Source organism: Nonomuraea sp. NPDC050643 (genome assembly GCF_040654715.1).
Taxonomy (GTDB): Bacteria; Actinomycetota; Actinomycetes; order Streptosporangiales; family Streptosporangiaceae; genus Nonomuraea.
In genome coordinates this window covers 120,699-140,427 of record NZ_JBFAIM010000012.1, presented here as the reverse complement: position 1 = coordinate 140,427, position 19,729 = coordinate 120,699, and the positions used below count along the sequence as shown (strand labels likewise).

The window sequence follows — 19,729 nt, the reverse complement described above, 5'->3', positions numbered from 1 at the left end:
GTTTAAAGGTGGTAATGCCCGAAACTGGGCTTCATGCCTGACCTTCGGCGCGGTGTGCTCTACGGGATCGCCGCCTACACCATGTGGGGCCTGTTCCCCCTCTACTGGCCCCTGCTCAAGCCCTCCGGCGCCGTCGAGATCCTCGCCCACCGGATGGTCTGGTCCCTCGTCGCCGTCGCCGTCGCGCTCGCCGTGCGCCGGCACTGGTCCTGGTTCCGCACGCTGGCGAAGCAGCCCGCCAAGCTCGGCCTCCTGACCCTCGCCGCCATCATCGTCACGCTCAACTGGGGCGTCTACATCTACGCGGTCAACACCGGCCACATCGTCGAAAGCGCCCTCGGCTACTTCATCAACCCGCTGGTCAGCGTGCTGTTCGGCGTCGTGCTGCTGCGTGAGCGGCTGCGGCCGCTGCAGTGGGCCGCCGTCGGGTTCGGGGCGCTGGCGGTGCTCGTGCTGACGCTCGACTACGGCCGCCTGCCCTGGATCGCGCTCACGCTGGCCGTCAGCTTCGGCCTGTACGGGCTGATCAAGAAGCACGCCAACGTCGCGGCCACCGAGGGCCTGGCCATCGAGACGCTGGTCCTGCTGCTGCCCGCCCTCGGCTACCTGGTCTTTCTGCAGGCGACGGGCGCCGCCACGTTCGCGCAGGAGGGCGCCTGGCACGCGGTGCTGCTGGTGGGCGCGGGGCTCATCACGGCCGTCCCGCTCATCTGCTTCGGGGCGGCGGCCATCCGGGTGCCGCTGAGCACCATGGGGCTGCTGCAGTACATCGCGCCGATCCTGCAGTTCGCCTGCGGGGTGCTGGTCGCCAAGGAGGTCATGCCGTCCAGCCGCTGGATCGGGTTCTCGATCGTCTGGCTGGCGCTGGCGTTGTTCACCTACGACAGCATCCGGGCGGCCCGTGCGGCCGCCCGGAGCAGGAGGTCAGCCCGAGCGCTCGACCACGTAGTCACATAGCGCCAGGAACGCCTCCTTGGCCGGGATGTCCGGGAGGCCGGAGATGTCAGCGCGGGCGCGGTCGACCCAGGCCGTCAGCTCCGCGCGCGCCCGGGCCATGCCGGGGTGGGCGCGGAGCAGGGTCAGGGTCTCCTCTACGTCCTCCTCGGCCACCGGGCCCGACAGCAGCGCCGTCAGGCGCGGGGAGTCGCCGGCGGCGAGCGCGTACAGGACCGGGAGGGTCTTGACGCCCTCCCGCAGGTCCGTGCCCTGGGTCTTGCCCGACTGGGCGCCCGTGGAGGCCACGTCCAGCAGGTCGTCCCCGAGCTGCCAGGCCACGCCGATGGCCTCGCACGCGCGGCTGAGGCGCTCCTCTACGTCCGCCGGAGAGCCCGACAGCAGCGCGCCGAAGCGGCCGGAGGCGGCGATCAGGGAGCCCGTCTTGTCCGACAGGACGCTCAGGTAGTGCGCGACCAGGTCCTCGTCCTCGCGGGGGCCGATGGTCTCGCGGATCTGACCCTGTACGAGGCGCGAGAACGTCTGCGCCTGGATGCGGATCAGCTCGGGACCGAGGTCGGCCAGGATGTCCGAGGCCTGGGCGAACAGGTAGTCGCCGGTGAGGATCGCCACGGTGTTGTCCCACCGGGCGTTCGCGGACGGCGAGCCCCGGCGCACCGGGGCCTCGTCCATGACGTCGTCGTGGTAGAGCGAGCCGAGATGGGTCAGTTCGATGACCACGGCGCCGGGCACCACACCCGGCGCCGACGGGTCGCCGAACTGGGCGGCGAGCAGGACCATCAGCGTACGGAACCGCTTGCCGCCGGCCTCGATGAGGTGCTTGGACGCCTCCGTGACGAAGGCGTCCTCGCTCTCCACGGACGAGCGCAGGAGCTTCTCGACCGCGGCCAGTCCGTTGGCCACGTCCTGCGCCAACCGCTCGTCCTCAATGGGAAGGTCAACCACGGGAGGCGCAGACATACGAGATCCCCTTATCTGATGAACAGGCTGCTAGCAGCGTCGTTGGCAACACCGAGCACGGACTCCGGATAGAGCCCCACTCCTACGGTAACCAGCAGCGAAACGGCGATGACGGCCACGGTCCCCATACTGGGCACCGCGATCGCCGGGCCGTCGGCCGCGGGCTCGCTGAAGAACATCAGCACGATCACGCGGACGTAGAAGAACGCCGCGATGGCGGAGGCGACCACACCCACGACGACCAGGCCGGCCATCCAGCCGCCCATCGAGTCGCCGGGCTGCGTGCCGCTGTTCAGGGCGGCGGCGAAGACGGCGTACTTGCCGAAGAAGCCGCTCGTCAGCGGGATGCCGGCGAAGGCCAGCAGGAAGAAGGCGAACACGCCCGCCAGCACCGGAGCACGCTTGCCGAGCCCGGCCCAGCGCGACAGGTGTCCCGCCTCGCCGCCCGGGTCGCGGATGAGCGTGACGATCGCGAACGCGCCGACCGTGGTGATGCCGTAGACCGCCAGGTAGAACAGGATCGCCTTGAGCGAGACGACGTTCTGCTCGGCGCTGCCGAACGTGGCCATCACACCCACCAGCAGGAAGCCGGCGTGCGCGATGGACGAGTAGGCCAGCATCCGCTTGATCTCGGTCTGGGTGATCGCCAGGATCGAGCCGACGATCATCGTCAGGGCGGCGACGCCCCAGATGATCGGCCGCCAGTTCCAGTCGAGGTTGCCCAGCCCCACCCAGAACACCCGCAGCACGGCGCCCACGGCCGCGACCAGCGTCCCGGAGGCCATCAGAGCGGTGATCGGGGTCGGAGCGCCCTGGTAGACGTCCGGCTTCCAGGCCTGGAACGGCGCCGCGCCGATCTTGAACAGCAGGCCCACGCCGAGCAGCGCGAACCCGATCAGCAGCAGCGGGTCGAGCGCGCCGCTCCCGGCCAGGGCCTGGTTGATCCCCGGCAGCGAGACGGTGCCCGCGAAGCCGTAGATCATCGCGGTGCCGTACAGGAAGAACGCCGAGGAGAACGCGCCCAGCAGGAAGTACTTCATCGACGCCTCCTGCGACAGCAGGCGGCGACGGCGGGCCAGGCCGCACAGGAGGTAGAGCGGCAGCGACATGACCTCGAGGGCCACGAACATCATCAGCAGGTCGTGCGCGGCCGGGAACAGCAGCATGCCGCCCACGGCGAACAGGACCAGCGGGTAGACCTCGGTGTGGCCGGTGCCGTTGTCCTCGGCCTCGGCCTCCTCCTCGTCGGCGCTGCCCGGCACGGCCGCGGCGGAGGCCACGAAGTGACCCTCGTCGTTGATCAGCAGCACACAGACGAACGACAAGATGAGGATGACGCCCCAGATGAACAGCGAGGGCCCGTCCACCGCGACCGCGCCCATGGCGGAGGCCGTGGTGGACACCTGGCCGCGCAGCACCTGCACGAGGACCAGCGCGAACGCGCCGGCCAGGCTCAGCAGGGTGAGCGGCACATGGATGGACTTGCGCAGGTAGCGCGGCGCGAACGCCTCGACGAGCACGCCGATGATGGCGGCGCCGAAGACGACCAGCAACGGCGCCAGCGTGCCGTACTCGATCGTCGGCGCTTCGATGGCGGGGTTCACTGGCCTGTCCCCTTCTCAGCGATGGTGGAGGTGGGTACCTTCACGTTGGTCAGCGTCTGCTGCACAGACGGGTTGATCACATCGAGCAGCGGCTTGGGGAAGAAGCCGAAGCCGATGATCAGGGCGACCAGCGGGGCCAGCACCCAGATCTCGCGGGCGTTCAGGTCCTTGAAGGCCTTGACCGGCTCGGCCGTCGGCCCGTTCAGCGCCCGCTGGACCATCCACAGGATGTAGACGGCCGCGAGGATCACGGCCACCGCGGAGATGATCGCGGCCACCGTCAGCGCGCCGGAGCCGTGAGCCTGGCTCGAGTACGTGCCGATCATGACCATGAACTCGCTGACGAACGACGACAGGCCCGGCAGCGACAGCCCGGCCAGGCCGGCGATCAGGAAGAAGCCCGCCAGCATCGGGGCGACGCTCTGCACGCCTCCGTAGTCGCCGATGAACGGCGAGCCGCGGCGGGCGATCAGGAACCCGGCGGCCAGGAACAGCGCACCGGTGGCGAAGCCGTGGTTGACCATGTAGAGGGCCGCGCCGGACGACGCGATGTCCGACATGGCGAACACGCCGAGCACGATGAAACCGAAGTGCGAGATCGACGTGTACGCGATGAGCCGCTTCATGTCGGTCTGCCCGATGGCCACGATGGCGCCGTAGACGATGCTGATGACCGCCAGCACGACGATCGGCATCGTGAACGCCTTGGCCGCGTCGGGGAAGAGCTCCAGGCAGAAGCGCAGCATCCCGAACGTGCCGACCTTGTCCAGCACACCCACCAGCAGCACCGCGGCGCCGGCCGGAGCCTGCGCGGCCGCGTCGGGCAGCCAGGTGTGCACCGGCCACAGCGGCGCCTTGATGGCGAAGGCGATGAAGAAGCCGCCGAACAGCCACTTCTGCATCGTCGGGTCCTGGATGACCCCGACCAGCTCGGGGAACATGAACGTCTTGCTACCGGCGACCACGTAGAGCCCGATGACCGCGACCAGCATGAGCAGGCCGCCGAACAGCGAGTACAGCAGGAACTTGACGGCCGCGTAGGACCGCTGGGCGCCGCCGTACGACCCGATCATGAAGTACATCGGGATCAGCATGGCCTCGAAGAACACGTAGAACAGGAAGATGTCGGTCGCCGCGAAGACGCCGATCATCATCGTCTCGAGCACCAGCAGCAGCGAGAAGTACGTCTTCACCGAGCGCTTGGGCGCGATCACCGTGCCGTCGGCGGTCTTGACGCCGTCGGCGTCGTGCCAGGAGGCCAGCACCACGATCGGCACCAGCACCACCGACAGGGCGATCAGCACGAGCGCCACGCCGTCCACGCCGACCCCGAACTTCACGCCGAAGCTCGGGATCCAGTCGTACTCGGCCTTGAACTGGAAGCGCTCGCCGTTCGGCTTGAACCCGGCGGCCATGACGCCCGTCAGGACCAGCACCAGCAGCGAGACCAGCAGGGTGGCCTGCTTGGCCAGCTTGTCACTGCCCTTGGGAAGCAGGGCCACCACGATGGCGCCCACCACGGGCACCGCCATGAGTATCGGAAGCCAGGGTGACATCAGATGTTCCCAACGAGGAGCAGGGCGCCGGTCAGCAGGGCGGCACCGATCAGGATGGACAGCGCGTACGTTCTGGCGAAGCCCGTCTGGATCCGCCGAAGGCGCCCGGAGCTGCCGCCGATACCCGCCGCCAGACCGTTGACCAGCCCGTCGATGCCGCGGTTGTCGAAGAACACCGCGATGCGGGTCAGCCACTGGCCGGGACGCATGAAGAGCGACTCGTTGAGCGCGTCACCGTACAGGTCGCGCCGGGCGAACGTGGTGATGAAGGAGCCGCGCGGCTGCACCGCCGGCACCTCGGCCCGCCCGTACCTCACCCAGGCGAAGGCCGCGCCCACCGCGACGAGCGCCAGGGTGGCGAGACCGGGGGCGCTGACGAAGTGGAAGGCGGGCGGGGTCGGCTCGCCGCCCACGGCCGGGCGCAGGAACGTGTACAGCGTCCCGCCCAGGACCAGGTAGGCGCCCAGGCCGAGCGCTCCGAGCGAGAGGATCATCAGCGGCACCGTCATGACGGCCAGCGACTCGTGCGGGTGCGCGTCCTCGGCCCAGCGCGGCTTGCCGAAGAAGGTCAGGAAGACCATCCGCGACATGTAGAAGCCGGTGAGACCCGCGCCCAGCACCGCCAGCCAGCCGAGCACCTGGTTGTGCTCCATGGCGGTCTCGATGATGCCGTCCTTGGTGAAGTAGCCGGACAGCAGCGGGAACCCGATGATCGCCAGGTAGCCGATGAAGAACGTGATGAAGGTGACCGGCATGTGCTTGCGGAGGCCGCCGTACTTGCGCATGTCCACTTCGTCGTTCATGCCGTGCATCACGGAGCCGGCGCCGAGGAACATGTCGGCCTTGAAGAAGCCGTGCGTGATCAGGTGGCCGATCGCGAAGACGTAGCCCACGGGGCCGAGGCCCGCGCCGAGCATCATGTAGCCGATCTGCGACATCGTCGAGCCGGCCAGGCCCTTCTTGATGTCGTCCTTCGCGCAACCGATGATCGCACCGGCGAGCAGCGTGGCCGCACCGACGATGGACACGGCGAGCGCCGCGGTCGAGCCCTCCTGGAAGAAGAACGCGCCGGAGCGGACCACCAGGTAGACACCGGCGGTGACCATCGTCGCGGCGTGGATCAGGGCCGAGACCGGGGTCGGGCCCTCCATCGCGTCGAGCAACCAGGACTGCAGCGGGAGCTGGGCCGACTTGCCGCAGGCGCCGAGGAGCAGCAGCAGGCCGATGGCGAGCATCGTGCCGTTCGCCTGACCCGGCGTGATCTGCGTGCCCAGCTCCTTGAAGGTGAGCGTGCCGAACGTGGTCCAGATGATGAACATGCCGACCAGCAGGCCGAGATCGCCGACGCGGTTGACGACGAACGCCTTCTTCGCCGCGACCGCCGCCGACGGCTTGAACTGCCAGAACCCGATCAGCAGGTACGAGGCCAGGCCCACGCCCTCCCAGCCGATGAACAGGCCCACGTAGTTGTCGGCCAGCACCAGCAGGAGCATCGCGGCCACGAACAGGTTCAGGTAGGCGAAGAACCTGCGCCGGTGGTCGTCGTGCGACATGTAGCCGACCGAGTAGATGTGGATCAGCGAGCCCACACCGGTGATCAGCAACGCGAAGCTGATCGACAAGGGGTCGATGAGGAGCCCCATGTCGACCATCTTGGGAATGAACTCATAGAGATGGACGGCCCGCCGGCGCTCCTCCTCTCCGAACCCGATCAGCTCGAAGAACGCCAGCACCGCCACGACGAACGAGGCGAGCGACATGGCCACGCCCAGCAGATGGCCCCAGCGGTTCGTGATCCGGCCGAACGCCAGCAGGACGAACGCCCCCACCAAGGGGAAAGCGATCATCAGCCAGGCGTTGCCGATCATTCCGCCGCTGGTGTGCTGGAAGATCTCAACAGGAGATTCCACCAGTCACCTCTTAGTACTTCAGCAGGTTGGCGTCGTCTACCGACGCGGACCTGCGGGTTCGGAAGATCGTCACGATGATGGCCAGGCCGACGACGACCTCGGCCGCGGCCACCACCATCACGAAGAACGCGATGATCTGGCCCTCCAGGTTGCCGACCTGCCTGGAGAAGGTGACGAACGCGAGGTTGCAGGCGTTGAGCATGAGCTCCACGCACATGAACACCACGATCGCGTTACGTCTGATGAGCACTCCGATCGCGCCGATGGCGAACAGCAGGCCCGACAGTACGAGGTAGTGCGTGGTCATTTCGTCACCTCGTTGGGGGTGCTCTCTTCGTCCGCCTCAGCCCTGTGCTTGATGGCGTCGGCGAGCTTGGGGTCCTCGGGCAGGTGGCCGTGCTCGACGTCGTAGCGCGCGATGTAGCGGTTGACCGAGGACTCCGCGACCGACCCGTCGGGCAGCAGCGCCGGCATGTCGATGGCGTTGCTCCTGGCGTACGTGCCGGGGCCCGGCAGCGGCGACGGGTGGTCGCCGAGGAACCGGGCGCGGGACAGGTCCTTCTGCGTGACCTTGTCGGTGAGCTTCTCGCGGTGCGCCAGCACCATCGCGCCCAGCGCGGCGGTGATCAGCAGCGCCGAGGTGATCTCGAACGCGAACACGTACTTGGTGAACAGCAGGAGCGCGATCGAGCGGATGTAGCCGCCCTGCGCCGTGGCCTGCGCGAGCCCTGTCTGGCTCCCGAAGACCGCGTTGCCGACGGCCAGGACGATCAGCGCCAGGAAGCCGAGACCCGCGATGATGGCCCAGAAGCGCTGGCCCTTGAGCGTCTCGACGAAGGAGTCGGAGGAGTCGACGCCGACGAGCATGAGCACGAACAGGAACAGCATCATGATCGCGCCGGTGTAGACGATGATCTGCACCGCGGCCAGGAAGGGCGCGTCCTGCACGGCGTACAGGACGGCCAGGCAGAGCATCACGGTGCCGAGCATCAGCGCGGAGTACACGGCCTTGCGGTTGAAGACCATGCCGAGCGCCGCGCCGACGGAGACGACGGCGAGCACCCAGAACGTGATGGTCTCACCCATTGGTCCGCCCCAGCCGGTAGTAGTCCTCTTCGGTCTCACCGAGCCGCATGGGGTGCGGCGGCTGCTCCATGCCCTGGGTCAGGGGGGCGAGGAGCATCTCCTTGGTGTAGATCAGGCTCTCGCGGTTGGTGTCGGCGAGCTCGTACTCGTTCGTCATGGTGAGCGCCCGGGTCGGGCAGGCCTCGATGCACAGGCCGCACAGGATGCACCGCAGATAGTTGATCTGGTACGTGCGCCCGTAACGCTCGCCCGGCGAGAAACGCCCCTCGTCGGTGTTGTCCGCGCCCTCGACGTAGATCGCGTCGGCCGGACACGCCCAGGCGCACAGCTCGCACCCGACGCACTTCTCCAGCCCGTCAGGCCAGCGGTTGAGCTGGTGACGCCCGTGGAAGCGAGGAGCCGTCGGCTTCTTCTCCTCCGGGTAGTTCGTCGTGACGGGCTTCTTGAACATCGTGTGGAAGGTGACCCCGAAGCCCTTGACGGGGTTCAGCCAATCAGTTAGTCCCACTGGGAATCTCCTTGTGCTGCACCCCGTGGTAGTGCGGCAGGTCGAGCGGCGGCACAGGGAACCCGCCGGCCGTCGGCTCTTCGGACAGTTCCTCGAACTCGGCCTCCACCTGTGCCTTCCTGGCCTCCTTGCGGCGCTGGTTGACAGTGTCGAACCGCATCCAGATGGCCAGCGCGCCGATCACGATGAGCACGCCGAGCCCGATACCGAGCGTCCTGTTGCCCTCGTTGACCACGATGTTGCGCACGGCGGCGACGAGCAGGATCCAGGCCAGGTTGACCGGGATGAGCACCTTCCAGCCGAGCGACATGAGCTGGTCGTAGCGCACGCGCGGCAGTGAGGCCCGCACCCAGATGATGAAGGCGAAGCACAGGACGAACTTGATGAAGAACCACAGCACCGGCATCCAGCCGACGTTGGCGCCGTCCCACTCCGAGATCGGCCATGGAGCCCGCCAGCCGCCGAGGAACAGCGTCACGGCGATGCCCGTAGCGGTGAAGGTGTGCAGGTATTCGCCCATCATGATCAGGGCGAACTTCAGCGACGAGGAGTATTCGGTCTGGAAGCCGCCGACCAGCTCGCCCTCGCCCTCGGGCAGGTCGAACGGGATGCGGGCGGCCTCGCCGAACATGCAGATCACGTAGATCAGGAACGACGGGATCAGCAGCACGGCGAACCAGGTCTGCTCCTGCGCCTTGACGATCTCCGAGGTGGACAGCGTCCCGGCGAACAGGAAGATGGCCACGAACGACAGACCCATGGCGATCTCGTACGAGACCACCTGCGCCGCCGACCGCAGACCACCGAGCAGCGCGTACGGCGAGCGCGACGACCATCCGGCCAGCACCACGCCGTAGACCGACACGGCGCCCATGGCCAGCATGAACAGCACCGCCACCGGCAGGTCCACGAGCTGCAGCGGCGTCTGCACGCCGAAAAGGTTGACCATCGGCGCGAACGGCACGATCGAGAAGGCCAGGAACGCGGGCACGACCATGATCACGGGCGCCAGCAGGTAGAGCACCTTGTCCACGGTCCGCGGGAAGAGGTCCTCCTTCAGGCCCATCTTGATGCCGTCGGCCACGGACTGCAGCAGACCGAACTTGCCGGCCCGGTTGGGGCCGTAGCGGTGCTGCATCCGCGAGATCAGCTTGCGCTCGAACCAGACGCCGAACAGGATGCCCAGCATCAGGAAGGCGAAGAGCATCACGGCCTTGATGATGGTGATCCACAGCGGGTCCTTGCCGAAGTCGGCGAGGGTGGGATCGGCCGCGAGAACGAGGGTCATGAAGCGCTCCCGATGGTGACGATGTCGCCGGCCACCGCGCGCAGGTCACGCGTGACCGAGCAGCCGCCGGAGTTCGCCGGCAGCCAGACCACGCGGTCGGGCAGGTCGGCGACACGCACCGGCAGCGTGACGGCGTCACCGACGACGAGCTTGTCGCCGTCGGCCACGCCCAGCTCGGCCGCGGTGCTCTCGGAGACCAGGGCTTCGGCGGCGCGGGCGGTGCCCGCGAGGTACGGCTCGCCGTCCTGCAGCCTGCCCTCGTCGAGCAGCAGGTGCCAGGTGGCCAGCAGCGCCTGGCCCGGCTCCGGCACCTCCTGGGTGCGGGTCAGGGCGTTCGGCGCGTTGACGCGGCTGCCGCGCCAGGAGCCCAGGCTGGACAGCTCGCGCCGGGCGGCCTTGGCGTCCGGCAGGCCCAGGTGGACGTCCATGCGGTCGGCCAGGTTGCCGATCACCGCCAGGTCCGGGAGCAGGCCGGGCACCTTGAGCGGCGCCTCGAAGGAGCGGCCCCGGCCCTCCCAGTTGACGAACGTGCCGCCCTTCTCCTGGACGGAGGCGACGGGCAGGACCACGTCGGCGCGGTCGGTGACGGCGCTGGCGCGGATCTCCAGGCTGACGATGAACGGCGTGTGCTCGAGCGCGTCGAGCGCCGCCGCCGGGTCGAGCAGGTCGTAGGGGTCAACGCCGGCCACGACCAGCGCTTCCAGCTCGCCGTCGCGGGCGGCGGCGAGGATGCCGGCGGTGTCGCGGCCCGGGGCGGCGGGCAGCGAGCCCACGTTCCAGACCCTGGCGACCTCGGCCCTGGCGCTCTCGTCGTCGACCGGGCGGCCGATCGGCAGCAGGTTGGGCAGCGCGCCGGCCTCGACGGCGCCCCGCTCACCGGCCCGGCGCGGGATCCAGGCGATCCGGGCGTCGGAGGCGGCGGCCAGGCGTACGAGGGCGGACAGCGCACCGGGCACGGTGGCCAGCCGCTCGCCGGCCAGCACGATCGTGCCCGCGGCCAGCGTGCCGACCAGGTCGCCGATCGCGTCGGCCTCGGCTCCGGGGGCGGTGCGGATGAGCGTGCCGCCCATCTTGGCCAGCCCGGCGGAGGCGAGCGGCGCGATCGCGCTGACCTTGAGGCCCTTCTTCATCCACGCCTTGCGCAGGCGCAGGAAGACGATCGGCGACTCCTCCTCGGGCTCGAACCCGACGAGCAGCACGTGCGGGGCGTTCTCGAGGTCGGTGTAGCTGATGTCGATGCCCTTGCCGGCCACCGAGTGGGCCAGGAACTGCGCCTCCTCGGCGGAGTGCGGCCTGGCGCGGAAGTCGACGTCGTTGGTGCCGAGCGCGATCCGGGCGAACTTGGCGTAGGCGTAGGCGTCCTCGACCGTGACCCGGCCGCCGACCAGCACGCCGGCCTTGCCGCGGGCCCTGGCCAGGCCCTCGGCGGCCACCATCAGCGCCTCCGGCCACGAGGCGGGCACGAGCACGCCCTCCTCGTTGCGGACCAGCGGCTGCTTGAGGCGGTCGGGCTGCGTGGCGTAGGCGAACGCCCAGCGGCCCTTGTCGCAGTTCCACTCCTCGTTCACCTGCGGGTCGTTGCCCGCCAGGCGGCGGGTGACCCGGCCGCGCCGGTGGTCGGTGCGCAGGGCGCAGCCGCCCGCGCAGTGCTCGCACGAGCTCGGCGTGGAGACCAGGTCGAACGGGCGGGCCCGGAACCGGTAGGCGGCGCCGGTGAGCGCGCCGACCGGGCAGATCTGCACCGTGTTGCCGGAGAAGTAGGAGTTGAACGGCTTGCCCTCGGCCGTACGCACCTGCTCCTTGGCCCCGCGCTCGAAGAACTCGATGAGCGGGTCGCCGGCGATCTGGTCGGAGAAGCGGATGCAGCGCGCGCACTGGACGCAGCGCTCACGGTCGAGCAGCACCTGCGTGGACAGCGGCAGCGGCTTGGGGAAGGTCCGCTTCTGCTCCTGGAACCTGGACTCACCCTGCCCGTTGGACATGGCCTGGTTCTGCAGGGGGCACTCGCCGCCCTTGTCGCAGACCGGGCAGTCCAGCGGGTGGTTCATCAGCAGCAGCTCCATGGCCCCGCGCTGCGCCTTCTCGGCGACCGGCGAGGTGAGCTGGGTCTGCACGACCATGCCCTCGGCGACCTCGATCGCGCACGACGGCTGCGGCTTGGGGAAGCCGCGGCCGTTGCCCGCGTCGGGGATGTCGACCAGGCACTGGCGGCAGTTGGCCGCCGGGTCGAGCAGCGGGTGGTCGCAGAACCTGGGGATCTGGATGCCCAGCAGCTCGGCGGCCCTGATGATCAGCGTGCCCTTGGGGACACTGACCTGGAACCCGTCGATCGACAGGGTCACCAGGTTCACTTCTGTCTCTACGACTGTCACTGCTCACCCCAGAGAGTGGACTTCTTCGGGTCGAACGGACAGCCGCCGATCTCGAAGTGCTTGAGGTACTCCTCCCGGAAGTACTTCACCGAGGAGTGGATGGGGCTCGTCGCGCCGTCGCCCAGGGCGCAGAACGAACGGCCCAGGATGTTGTCCGCGATGTCGGTGATCGTGGACAGGTCCTCTTCCGTCCCCTGGCCCTTCTCCAGGCGCTTGAGCACCTGCTTGAGCCAGTACGTGCCCTCGCGGCAGGGCGTGCACTTGCCGCAGGACTCGTGGGCGTAGAACTCCGTCCACCGCAGCACCGTGCGGACCACGCAGGTGGTCTCGTCGAAGATCTGCAGTGCCCGGGTGCCGAGCATGGACCCCTTGGCGCCGACCGCCTCGAAGTCGAGCGGCACGTCGAGGTGCTCGTCGGTGAAGATCGGCGTGGAGGAGCCGCCCGGGGTCCAGAACTTGATCCGGTGCCCCTCGCGGATGCCGCCCGCCATGTCGAGCAGCTCGCGCAGCGTGATGCCGAGCGGGGCCTCGTACTGGCCGGGCCTGGTGACGTGGCCGCTCAGGGAGAAGATGCCGAAGCCCTTGGACTTCTCGGTGCCCATCCCGGCGAACCACTCGGCGCCGTTCGCGATGATCGAGGGAACACTCGCGATCGACTCCACGTTGTTCACGACAGTAGGCGAGGCGTAGAGACCCGCCACGGCCGGGAACGGGGGCTTGAGCCGCGGTTGACCTCTGAAGCCTTCCAGCGAGTCCAGCAGCGCCGTCTCCTCGCCGCAGATGTACGCGCCGGCGCCGCTGTGCACGACCAGTTCGAGGTCGTAGCCGGAGCCGAAGACGTCGGTGCCGAGGTAACCCTTCTCGTACGCCTCCCGCACGGCCGCGTGCAGCCGCCGGATGACGTGCAGCACCTCGCCGCGCACGTAGATGAAGGCGTGGTTGGCCCGGATCGCATAGGCCGTGATGATGACGCCCTCGACCAGCGAGTGCGGGTTGGCCATCATCAGCGGGATGTCCTTGCAGGTCCCCGGCTCCGACTCGTCGGCGTTGACGACGAGATAGTGCGGCTTGCCGTCGCCCTGCGGGATGAAGCCCCACTTCATGCCGGTCGGGAAGCCGGCGCCGCCGCGGCCGCGCAGGCCCGAGTCCTTGACGGCCTGGATGACGGCGTCGGGGTCCATGCCCAGCGCCTTCTTGGCCGCCTCATACTCGCCGTACACGTCGAGCGTGAAGGAGTTGGGCTGGTCCCAGTTCGCGGTCAGGACCGGTGTCAAAGTCGTGCTCATGCCTCCGGTGCCTTCCATCCCTTGGCCTTGGCGACCTTCAGGCCCTCCAGCGAGGGGCCGGCGGCCGACGGGCCGTCGCCCGCGAGGTCGTCGGGCAGGCCGGCGAGCACGCGCGAGGCCTCCTTGAAGGTGCACAGCTTCTTCGGGCCGCGCGTGGGCCGCACGTCCTTGCCGTCACGCAGGTCGTCGACGAGCTGCTTGGCCGACTCGGGGGTCTGGTTGTCGAAGAACTCCCAGTTGACCATCATCACGGGGGCGAAGTCGCAGGCCGCGTTGCACTCCAGGCGCTCCAGCGAGATCTTGCCGTCCGGGGTCGCCTCCTCGTGACCGACGCCGACGTGCTCCGACAGCTCGTCCCAGATCTCGTCGCCGCCCATGACCGCGCACAGCGCGTTGATGCACACGCCGACGTGGAAGTCGCCCGCGGGCCTGCGCTTGTACATGGTGTAGAAGGTGGCCACGCCCGTGACCTCGGCCTTGCTGAGGCCGAGCAGCTCCGCGCAGAGCTCCTGCCCGTCGTCGGAGACGTAGCCGTCTTCGGACTGCACGAGGTGGAGCAGCGGCAGCAGCGCCGACCGCGTCTTCGGATAACGCCCGATGATCTCCTTGGCGTCCCGCTCGAGACGCTCACGGATTTCCGGTGAGTATGTCACCGGTCCACACCTCCCATGACGGGGTCGATAGAAGCCACCGCGGCGATCACGTCGGCGACCTGGCCGCCCTCCGCCATCGCGGGGAAGCTCTGCAGGTTGCAGAAGGACGGCTCGCGGAAGTGCACGCGGTAGGGCCGGGTGCCGCCGTCGCTGACCACGTGGGCGCCGAGCTCGCCCTTGGGCGACTCGATGCTCGCGTACGCCTGCCCGGCCGGCACCCTGAAGCCCTCGGTCACCAGCTTGAAATGGTGGATGAGGGCCTCCATCGAGGAGCCCATGATGTGGGCGATGTGGTCGGGCGAGTTGCCGAACCCGTCGGGGCCGAGCGCGAGCTGCGCGGGCCAGCCGATCTTCTTGTCCTCGATCATCACCGGGTCGCCCTTGAGCGGGCCGGCGATGCGGTCGAGCGCCTGCTCGACGATCTTGAGGGACTCCTCCATCTCCTTCATGCGGACGAGGTAGCGCGAGTAGACGTCGCAGCCGCGCTCGGTGGCGACGTCGAACTCGTAGGTCTCGTAACCGCAGTAGGGCTGCGACTTGCGCAGGTCCCACGGGAGGCCGGCGGCGCGCAGGAGCGGCCCGGTGACACCGAGCGCCATGCAGCCGGTCAGGTCGAGGTAGGCCACGTCCTTCGTGCGGCGCACATAGACGGGGTTCTCGTCGAGGAGCTTGCGGATGTCCTTGATCCGCTTGGGCATCTCCTTGAGGAACTCGCCGACCTTGTCGACCGCGCCCGCGGGCAGGTCGACGCTCACGCCGCCCGGCCTGATGTAGGCGTGGTTCATGCGCAGGCCGGTGATGTACTCGAACAGGTCCATGATCATTTCACGATCGCGGTACCCGAAGAGGAACGGCGTGGTCGCGCCCAGCTCCATGCCGAACGTGCCCATCGCGACCAGGTGCGAGGCGATGCGGTTGAGCTCCATCATCATCACGCGGATGGCCTGGGCCCGGTCGGGGATGCGGTCCTCGACGCCGAGCAGCTTCTCCACACCGAGGCAGTAGGCCGTCTCGTTGAAGATCGGCGAGAGATAGTCCATGCGGGTCACGAACGTGGTCCCCTGGGTCCACGTCCGATATTCCATGTTCTTCTCGATGCCGGTGTGCAGATAGCCGATGACGCCGCGCGCCTCGGTCACCGTCTCACCGTCGAGGGTCAGGACCAGCCGGAGCACGCCGTGGGTGGACGGGTGCTGCGGGCCCATGTTGACGACCAGGCGCTCGTCCTCGGAGTCGCGTACGCCGGTGACGACCTCGTCCCAGTCGGCGCCGGAGACCGAGTAGACCTTGCCTTCGGTCGCCTCGTCATAGGCGGTGCTCATGAGTAGCTCCTCCTCTGGTCCGGCGCGGGGATGGTGGCGCCGCGATATTCGACCGGGATGCCGCCAAGGGGGTAGTCCTTGCGCTGCGGGTGACCGTCCCAGTCGTCCGGCATCATGATCCGCGTGAGGCCGGGGTGGCCGTCGAAGATGATGCCGAAGAAGTCGTACGTCTCCCGCTCATGCCAGTCGTGACCAGGGTAAACGCCCACGGTTGATGGAATGTGCGGGTCGGCGTCGGGTGCGCTGGCCTCGACGCGCACACGCCGGTTGTGGGTGATCGAGCACAGGTGGATGACCGCGTGCAGCTCCTCACCCGCCAGGTGCGGATAGTGCACGCCGGACACGCCGAGCGAGAGCTCGAAGCGCAGGGCGGGGTCGTCGCGCAGCTTCTGGCAGACCTCGACCAGGCGCTCGCGCCTGACGTGCAGGGTCAGCTCGCCGCGGTCCACGACCACGCGCTCGACGGCGTCGTCGAGGCCGAGGGCGTCGACGAGCTCGTCGAAGTAGCCGCCGTACGGGCGGGGCGTCGAGAGCTGCGGCGCCCGGCGTACGACGAGGCCGCCGTAGCCGGAGGTGTCACCGGAGTCCTGGGCCCCGAACATGCCGCGCCGGGCGACGGGCGCCTCGGGCACCGCGGGGACCGCGGCCTCGGGGGCCGCTCCGCTGTCCGGGCTCCCGGGGAGGTTGTCGGGCGAGGTCACTTCGCGGCCCCCTGGTCGATCAGCGGCAGCGTGCGCAGCGCCTGCAGTTCGAGCTCCTCGATCTGCTTGGCACGGTGAGCGCCGAACTTCATGTTCTGGATCTTGTCGTGCAGCTTCACGATCGCGTCGATCAGCATCTCGGGCCGCGGCGGGCAGCCGGGCAGGTAGATGTCGACGGGTACGACGTGGTCGACGCCCTGCACGATCGCGTAGTTGTTGAACATGCCGCCGCTGGAGGCGCACACGCCCATGGAGATGACCCACTTGGGCTCGGCCATCTGGTCGTAGATCTGCCGCAGGACGGGAGCCATCTTCTGCGACACGCGGCCGGCCACGATCATCAGGTCGGCCTGGCGAGGAGACGCCGAAGCGCGCTCCATACCGAAGCGCGCCAGGTCGTAGTGGGGGCCACCGGTGGCCATCAGCTCGATGGCGCAACACGCGAGGCCGAACGTGGCCGGCCATACGGAGTTCTTACGCGCCCATCCGGCGGCCGCTTCGACCGTGCTGAGGATGAACCCGCTGGGGAGTTTCTCTTCAAGTCCCATTTTCAGTCCCAGTCCAGACCCTTGCGGCGCCACACGTACGCGTAGGCGACGAGCACGGTGACGATGAACAGCAGCATCTCGACGAGCGCGAACAGGCCGAGGCCCGAGGAGAGCACGCGGCCGAGGTCGTCCGTCTGCGGCGCGAACGAGACGGCCCACGGGTAAAGGAAGATGATCTCGATGTCGAAGACGATGAAGAGCATCGCCGTGATCATGTATTTGAGCGGGAACCGTCCACCACCGACAGGCTGGGGCGTCGGCTCGATGCCGCATTCGTAGGCGTCAAGCTTCGCGCGGTTCCAGCGCTTGGGACCGGTGAAGGGAGCGATGGCGACCGAGAAGATCGCGAAGCCCCCCGCGAGAACGGCGAGCACCAGGATGGGCACGTAAAGGTCCATCGCTACGCCTCCTCTGGAGTCGCCGCGCGCGCGGGCGCGCAGCCGGATCTGTGAGTTCTGAGATTCATGCTGGTGGGGCGACCTTTGAGAGTGCGTTGATGATCATGTCTGACGCATCGCCTCGCCGGTCGGTGAGATTACCAAGGAGTTTGAGCGCGAAGCGCATCAGCCTAGGGTGAGGCAGCCCGTGCCTGGTCCCGAAGCTCATCACTCCCGGCTTCCCGATCGCCTCGACGAACAGTCTCCCGAGCGTGAAGTATCCGCCGTAGGCGTCCTTCAGTACTTGAGGATAGGTCCGCAGGATCCGCTCGCGCTGCGCGGGAGTGGTGTCCTTGAGGGCCTTGGCGATGATCTCGGCGGCGATTTCGCCGGTTTCCATGGCGTAGGCGATGCCCTCGCCGTTGAAGGGGTTGATCGAGCCGCCGGAGTCGCCCACGAGCATCAGGCCCCGCGTGTAGTGCGGCTGCCTGTTGAAGGCCATGGGGAGCGCGGCGCCACGGATCGGGCCCGTCATGTTCTCCTCGGTGAAGCCCCACTCGGGCGGCATCGCGCGGCACCAGCGGCGCAGCAGGTCGCGGTAGTCGATGTTGCCGAACTGGGCGCTGGTGTTGAGCAGCCCGAGGCCCACGTTGGAGGTCCCGTCGCCGACGCCGAACACCCAGCCGTAGCCGGGCAGCAGCGTGTCGCCGTCCCAGAGCTCCAGCCAGGTCTCGAGGTAGTCGTCGTCGTGGCGGGGGCTTTCGAAGTATGTCCGCACGGCCACACCCATCGGGCGGTCTTCGCGCTTGTGCAGGCCCATGCCCAGGGCCAGGCGGGTGCTGTTGCCGTCGGCGGCCACGACCAGGCGGCCGCGGTATTCGTCGCCGCCCTTGGTCGTCACGCCGACGATGTGCCCGCTGCGGTCGTCGAGGACGGGACCGGTGACGGTGACGCCCTCCATGAGGCGTACGCCGTTCTTGACGGCGTTGGCGGCGAGGATCTGGTCGAAGTCCTGGCGGGTGCGTACGAGCCCGAAGTCGGGAAAGCGCTCGAGCTGCGGCCAGTCGAGCTCGAACCGCAGGCCGCCACCGACGACGCGCAGACCCTTGTTCCTGATCCAGCCCGGGGCGTCGATGTCGACGCTCATGTTCTGGAGCTGCTTGACCGCACGCGGGGTCAGGCCGTCGCCGCAGACCTTCTCGCGGGGGAACCTGGTCTTCTCCAGGAGCAGCACGTCGAGCCCGGACTGGGCGAGGTACCAGGCGGTCGCGGAACCGGCGGGACCGGCGCCGACGACGATGACGTCGGCGTCATGTGTGCTCATGGTCGCGCCCGCTTCGCCACTCGTCGGCACCTACGTCGCTTTCTCGCGTCGAGCTCCTGCGCTTGGCGGGCGGCTGTTGGCACGGTCACTGGACTCGTCCTGTCCTACACGCTCGAAGGCCTCGGGGTGTCGCGCCTTCGTTCCTTTGTGAACCCCTTCACAAACTTGTCGGCCCGCAGTCTACTGCTTTTCCTGTACATAGTGGCAGTCGGGGTGCTGTTCTGTGATCGAAGAGGACGGTGTGTCGCCTGTGGCCGCAGCGTCATGATCGTCACGCTAGCAGCAGGGCCCCAGGCGCTCAGAGTCCTGCCAGCGAGGCGATGCGATCTCGAGATGCTTCTTCGTCGAGCGCGGCCTCCCGCAGGAGATCGAATAACACCGAATATCGATAGACCCGATCTTCGGCCTCGATCAACTCCAGCGCCGGATAATCCTCCGTGTAGACCACGTCACCGGAAATCGGGCCGAGCAGCGGCATCGCGGGAAACTGCAGATGCACGAAACTCGATAAGTCGATCGGATGCGCCTGCTCCAGCAGCATGACGTGAATGGTGATATTCGGCAGGTCCGAAAGTTTCAGCAGATGGCGTAACTGCTCGCGCATCATCGCCGTGTCGGCCTCACCGAACCGGCGGCGCAGGGCCGCCTCCTCCACCACCGCGGTGTAGGTCAGCCGGTCGCCCGTCAGCAGTTGCTGGCGGCGCATGCGGGCCCGGGTCCTGCGTTCGATCGTCCTGGGTGTGGCCAGCTCCACCGCGCGGTAGAGCCGGGCCAGCTCGTTGGCGTACGCGCGGGTCTGCAGCAGCCCCGGCAGCACGTTGTTGTTCCAGGCCTTGACCGCCCGGGCGCCGTCCTCGAGGCCGATGTACTCCAGCGAGACCTCGGTCAGGACGTCGGAGTAGGACTCCCACCAGCCCTTGGCGACGTGGTTGGCGGCCAGCTCCAGCAGCAGGCCGGCCTCGTCGTCGGCGGCGGCGTAATGCTTGAGCAGCCGGGCCACGTCCTTGGCGGAGGGGGCGACCTGTCCGGTCTCGAGGCGGGAGAGCTTCGACGTCGACCAGTGCAGCGCCTGCGACACCTGCACGCCGTTGAGCCCTCGGTCTTCGCGAAGCCGCCGCAGCTCAGTGGCGAGTTTCCGGCGGCGGAGTATCGGATTGATCTCCCCGATCACTCAGGCTCCTCTCGGACATTCCGCCTTATATGCCCGTGGTGGCGCGCACGCAATCGTCGCCGGGAAGGATGATTTGTGTTTCACAAGGAGTCCCCGGCGTATTCTCGGC

The 19,729-nt window shown here is 68.3% G+C and carries 18 protein-coding genes; 1 reads left to right on the top strand and 17 read right to left on the bottom strand.

Annotation, left to right across the window (positions count from 1 at the left end):
* The first annotated feature begins 33 nt into the window (after positions 1–33).
* Positions 34–957: an EamA family transporter RarD gene (rarD, locus tag AB0I15_RS18030; protein ID WP_358096129.1), complete on the top strand. Its 924-nt coding sequence runs from the start codon at positions 34–36 to the stop codon at positions 955–957.
* On the opposite strand, the gene AB0I15_RS18025 is transcribed toward rarD, so the two are convergent.
* The 17 genes from AB0I15_RS18025 to AB0I15_RS17945 form a co-directional block, all read right to left on the bottom strand.
* Entirely contained in the window at positions 925–1,914 is a 990-nt protein-coding gene (locus AB0I15_RS18025) for a polyprenyl synthetase family protein (protein ID WP_358096126.1), read from the bottom strand. The two genes, rarD and AB0I15_RS18025, sit on opposite strands and share 33 nt — an antisense overlap.
* Before the next feature lie 11 nt (positions 1,915–1,925).
* Positions 1,926–3,518: an NADH-quinone oxidoreductase subunit NuoN gene (gene nuoN / locus AB0I15_RS18020; RefSeq protein ID WP_358096123.1), complete on the bottom strand. Its 1,593-nt coding sequence runs from the start codon at positions 3,516–3,518 to the stop codon at positions 1,926–1,928.
* The gene (locus tag AB0I15_RS18015; protein WP_358096120.1) at positions 3,515–5,074 is read right to left on the bottom strand and encodes an NADH-quinone oxidoreductase subunit M; all 1,560 of its coding nucleotides are present in this window, start codon (positions 5,072–5,074) and stop codon (positions 3,515–3,517) included. Before AB0I15_RS18015 ends, nuoN begins: the two co-directional genes overlap by 4 nt.
* Positions 5,074–6,942: an NADH-quinone oxidoreductase subunit L gene (gene nuoL / locus AB0I15_RS18010; protein ID WP_358096432.1), complete on the bottom strand. Its 1,869-nt coding sequence runs from the start codon at positions 6,940–6,942 to the stop codon at positions 5,074–5,076. The genes AB0I15_RS18015 and nuoL overlap by 1 nt, the downstream gene beginning before the upstream one ends.
* A 52-nt stretch (positions 6,943–6,994) precedes the next feature.
* Positions 6,995–7,291: an NADH-quinone oxidoreductase subunit NuoK gene (gene nuoK / locus AB0I15_RS18005; protein ID WP_358096117.1), complete on the bottom strand. Its 297-nt coding sequence runs from the start codon at positions 7,289–7,291 to the stop codon at positions 6,995–6,997.
* Entirely contained in the window at positions 7,288–8,070 is a 783-nt protein-coding gene (locus tag AB0I15_RS18000; protein WP_358096114.1) for an NADH-quinone oxidoreductase subunit J, read from the bottom strand. The genes nuoK and AB0I15_RS18000 overlap by 4 nt, the downstream gene beginning before the upstream one ends.
* Entirely contained in the window at positions 8,063–8,578 is a 516-nt protein-coding gene (gene nuoI, locus AB0I15_RS17995; protein WP_358096111.1) for an NADH-quinone oxidoreductase subunit NuoI, read from the bottom strand. Before nuoI ends, AB0I15_RS18000 begins: the two co-directional genes overlap by 8 nt.
* Positions 8,565–9,866, bottom strand: a complete 1,302-nt coding sequence (gene nuoH, locus AB0I15_RS17990; protein WP_358096108.1) for an NADH-quinone oxidoreductase subunit NuoH — start codon at positions 9,864–9,866, stop codon at positions 8,565–8,567. The genes nuoI and nuoH overlap by 14 nt, the downstream gene beginning before the upstream one ends.
* Positions 9,863–12,217: an NADH-quinone oxidoreductase subunit G gene (locus tag AB0I15_RS17985; protein WP_358096105.1), complete on the bottom strand. Its 2,355-nt coding sequence runs from the start codon at positions 12,215–12,217 to the stop codon at positions 9,863–9,865. The genes nuoH and AB0I15_RS17985 overlap by 4 nt, the downstream gene beginning before the upstream one ends.
* Before the next feature lie 17 nt (positions 12,218–12,234).
* Positions 12,235–13,524 carry an NADH-quinone oxidoreductase subunit NuoF gene (gene nuoF / locus AB0I15_RS17980; RefSeq protein ID WP_358096102.1) on the bottom strand — a complete coding sequence of 430 codons (1,290 nt, stop codon included), beginning with the start codon at positions 13,522–13,524 and terminating at the stop codon, positions 12,235–12,237.
* A complete protein-coding gene (nuoE, locus tag AB0I15_RS17975) occupies positions 13,521–14,177 on the bottom strand; it encodes an NADH-quinone oxidoreductase subunit NuoE (RefSeq protein ID WP_358096099.1) in 657 nt (218 codons plus the stop codon). Before nuoE ends, nuoF begins: the two co-directional genes overlap by 4 nt.
* Complete coding sequence (locus AB0I15_RS17970) at positions 14,174–15,499, bottom strand: NADH-quinone oxidoreductase subunit D (RefSeq protein WP_358096096.1); 1,326 nt, start codon at positions 15,497–15,499, stop codon at positions 14,174–14,176. Before AB0I15_RS17970 ends, nuoE begins: the two co-directional genes overlap by 4 nt.
* Complete coding sequence (locus AB0I15_RS17965) at positions 15,496–16,101, bottom strand: NADH-quinone oxidoreductase subunit C (RefSeq protein WP_358096429.1); 606 nt, start codon at positions 16,099–16,101, stop codon at positions 15,496–15,498. The genes AB0I15_RS17970 and AB0I15_RS17965 overlap by 4 nt, the downstream gene beginning before the upstream one ends.
* 95 nt (positions 16,102–16,196) lie before the next feature.
* Entirely contained in the window at positions 16,197–16,748 is a 552-nt protein-coding gene (locus tag AB0I15_RS17960; protein WP_132608802.1) for an NADH-quinone oxidoreductase subunit B, read from the bottom strand.
* A 2-nt stretch (positions 16,749–16,750) separates the two neighbouring features.
* The gene (locus tag AB0I15_RS17955; protein ID WP_080043646.1) at positions 16,751–17,146 is read right to left on the bottom strand and encodes an NADH-quinone oxidoreductase subunit A; all 396 of its coding nucleotides are present in this window, start codon (positions 17,144–17,146) and stop codon (positions 16,751–16,753) included.
* Positions 17,147–17,210: 64 nt separating this feature from the next.
* Positions 17,211–18,449, bottom strand: a complete 1,239-nt coding sequence (locus AB0I15_RS17950; RefSeq protein WP_358096093.1) for a geranylgeranyl reductase family protein — start codon at positions 18,447–18,449, stop codon at positions 17,211–17,213.
* A gap of 298 nt (positions 18,450–18,747) precedes the next feature.
* Positions 18,748–19,620 carry a helix-turn-helix transcriptional regulator gene (locus AB0I15_RS17945; RefSeq protein ID WP_358096090.1) on the bottom strand — a complete coding sequence of 291 codons (873 nt, stop codon included), beginning with the start codon at positions 19,618–19,620 and terminating at the stop codon, positions 18,748–18,750.
* Between the last annotated feature and the right edge of the window lie 109 nt (positions 19,621–19,729).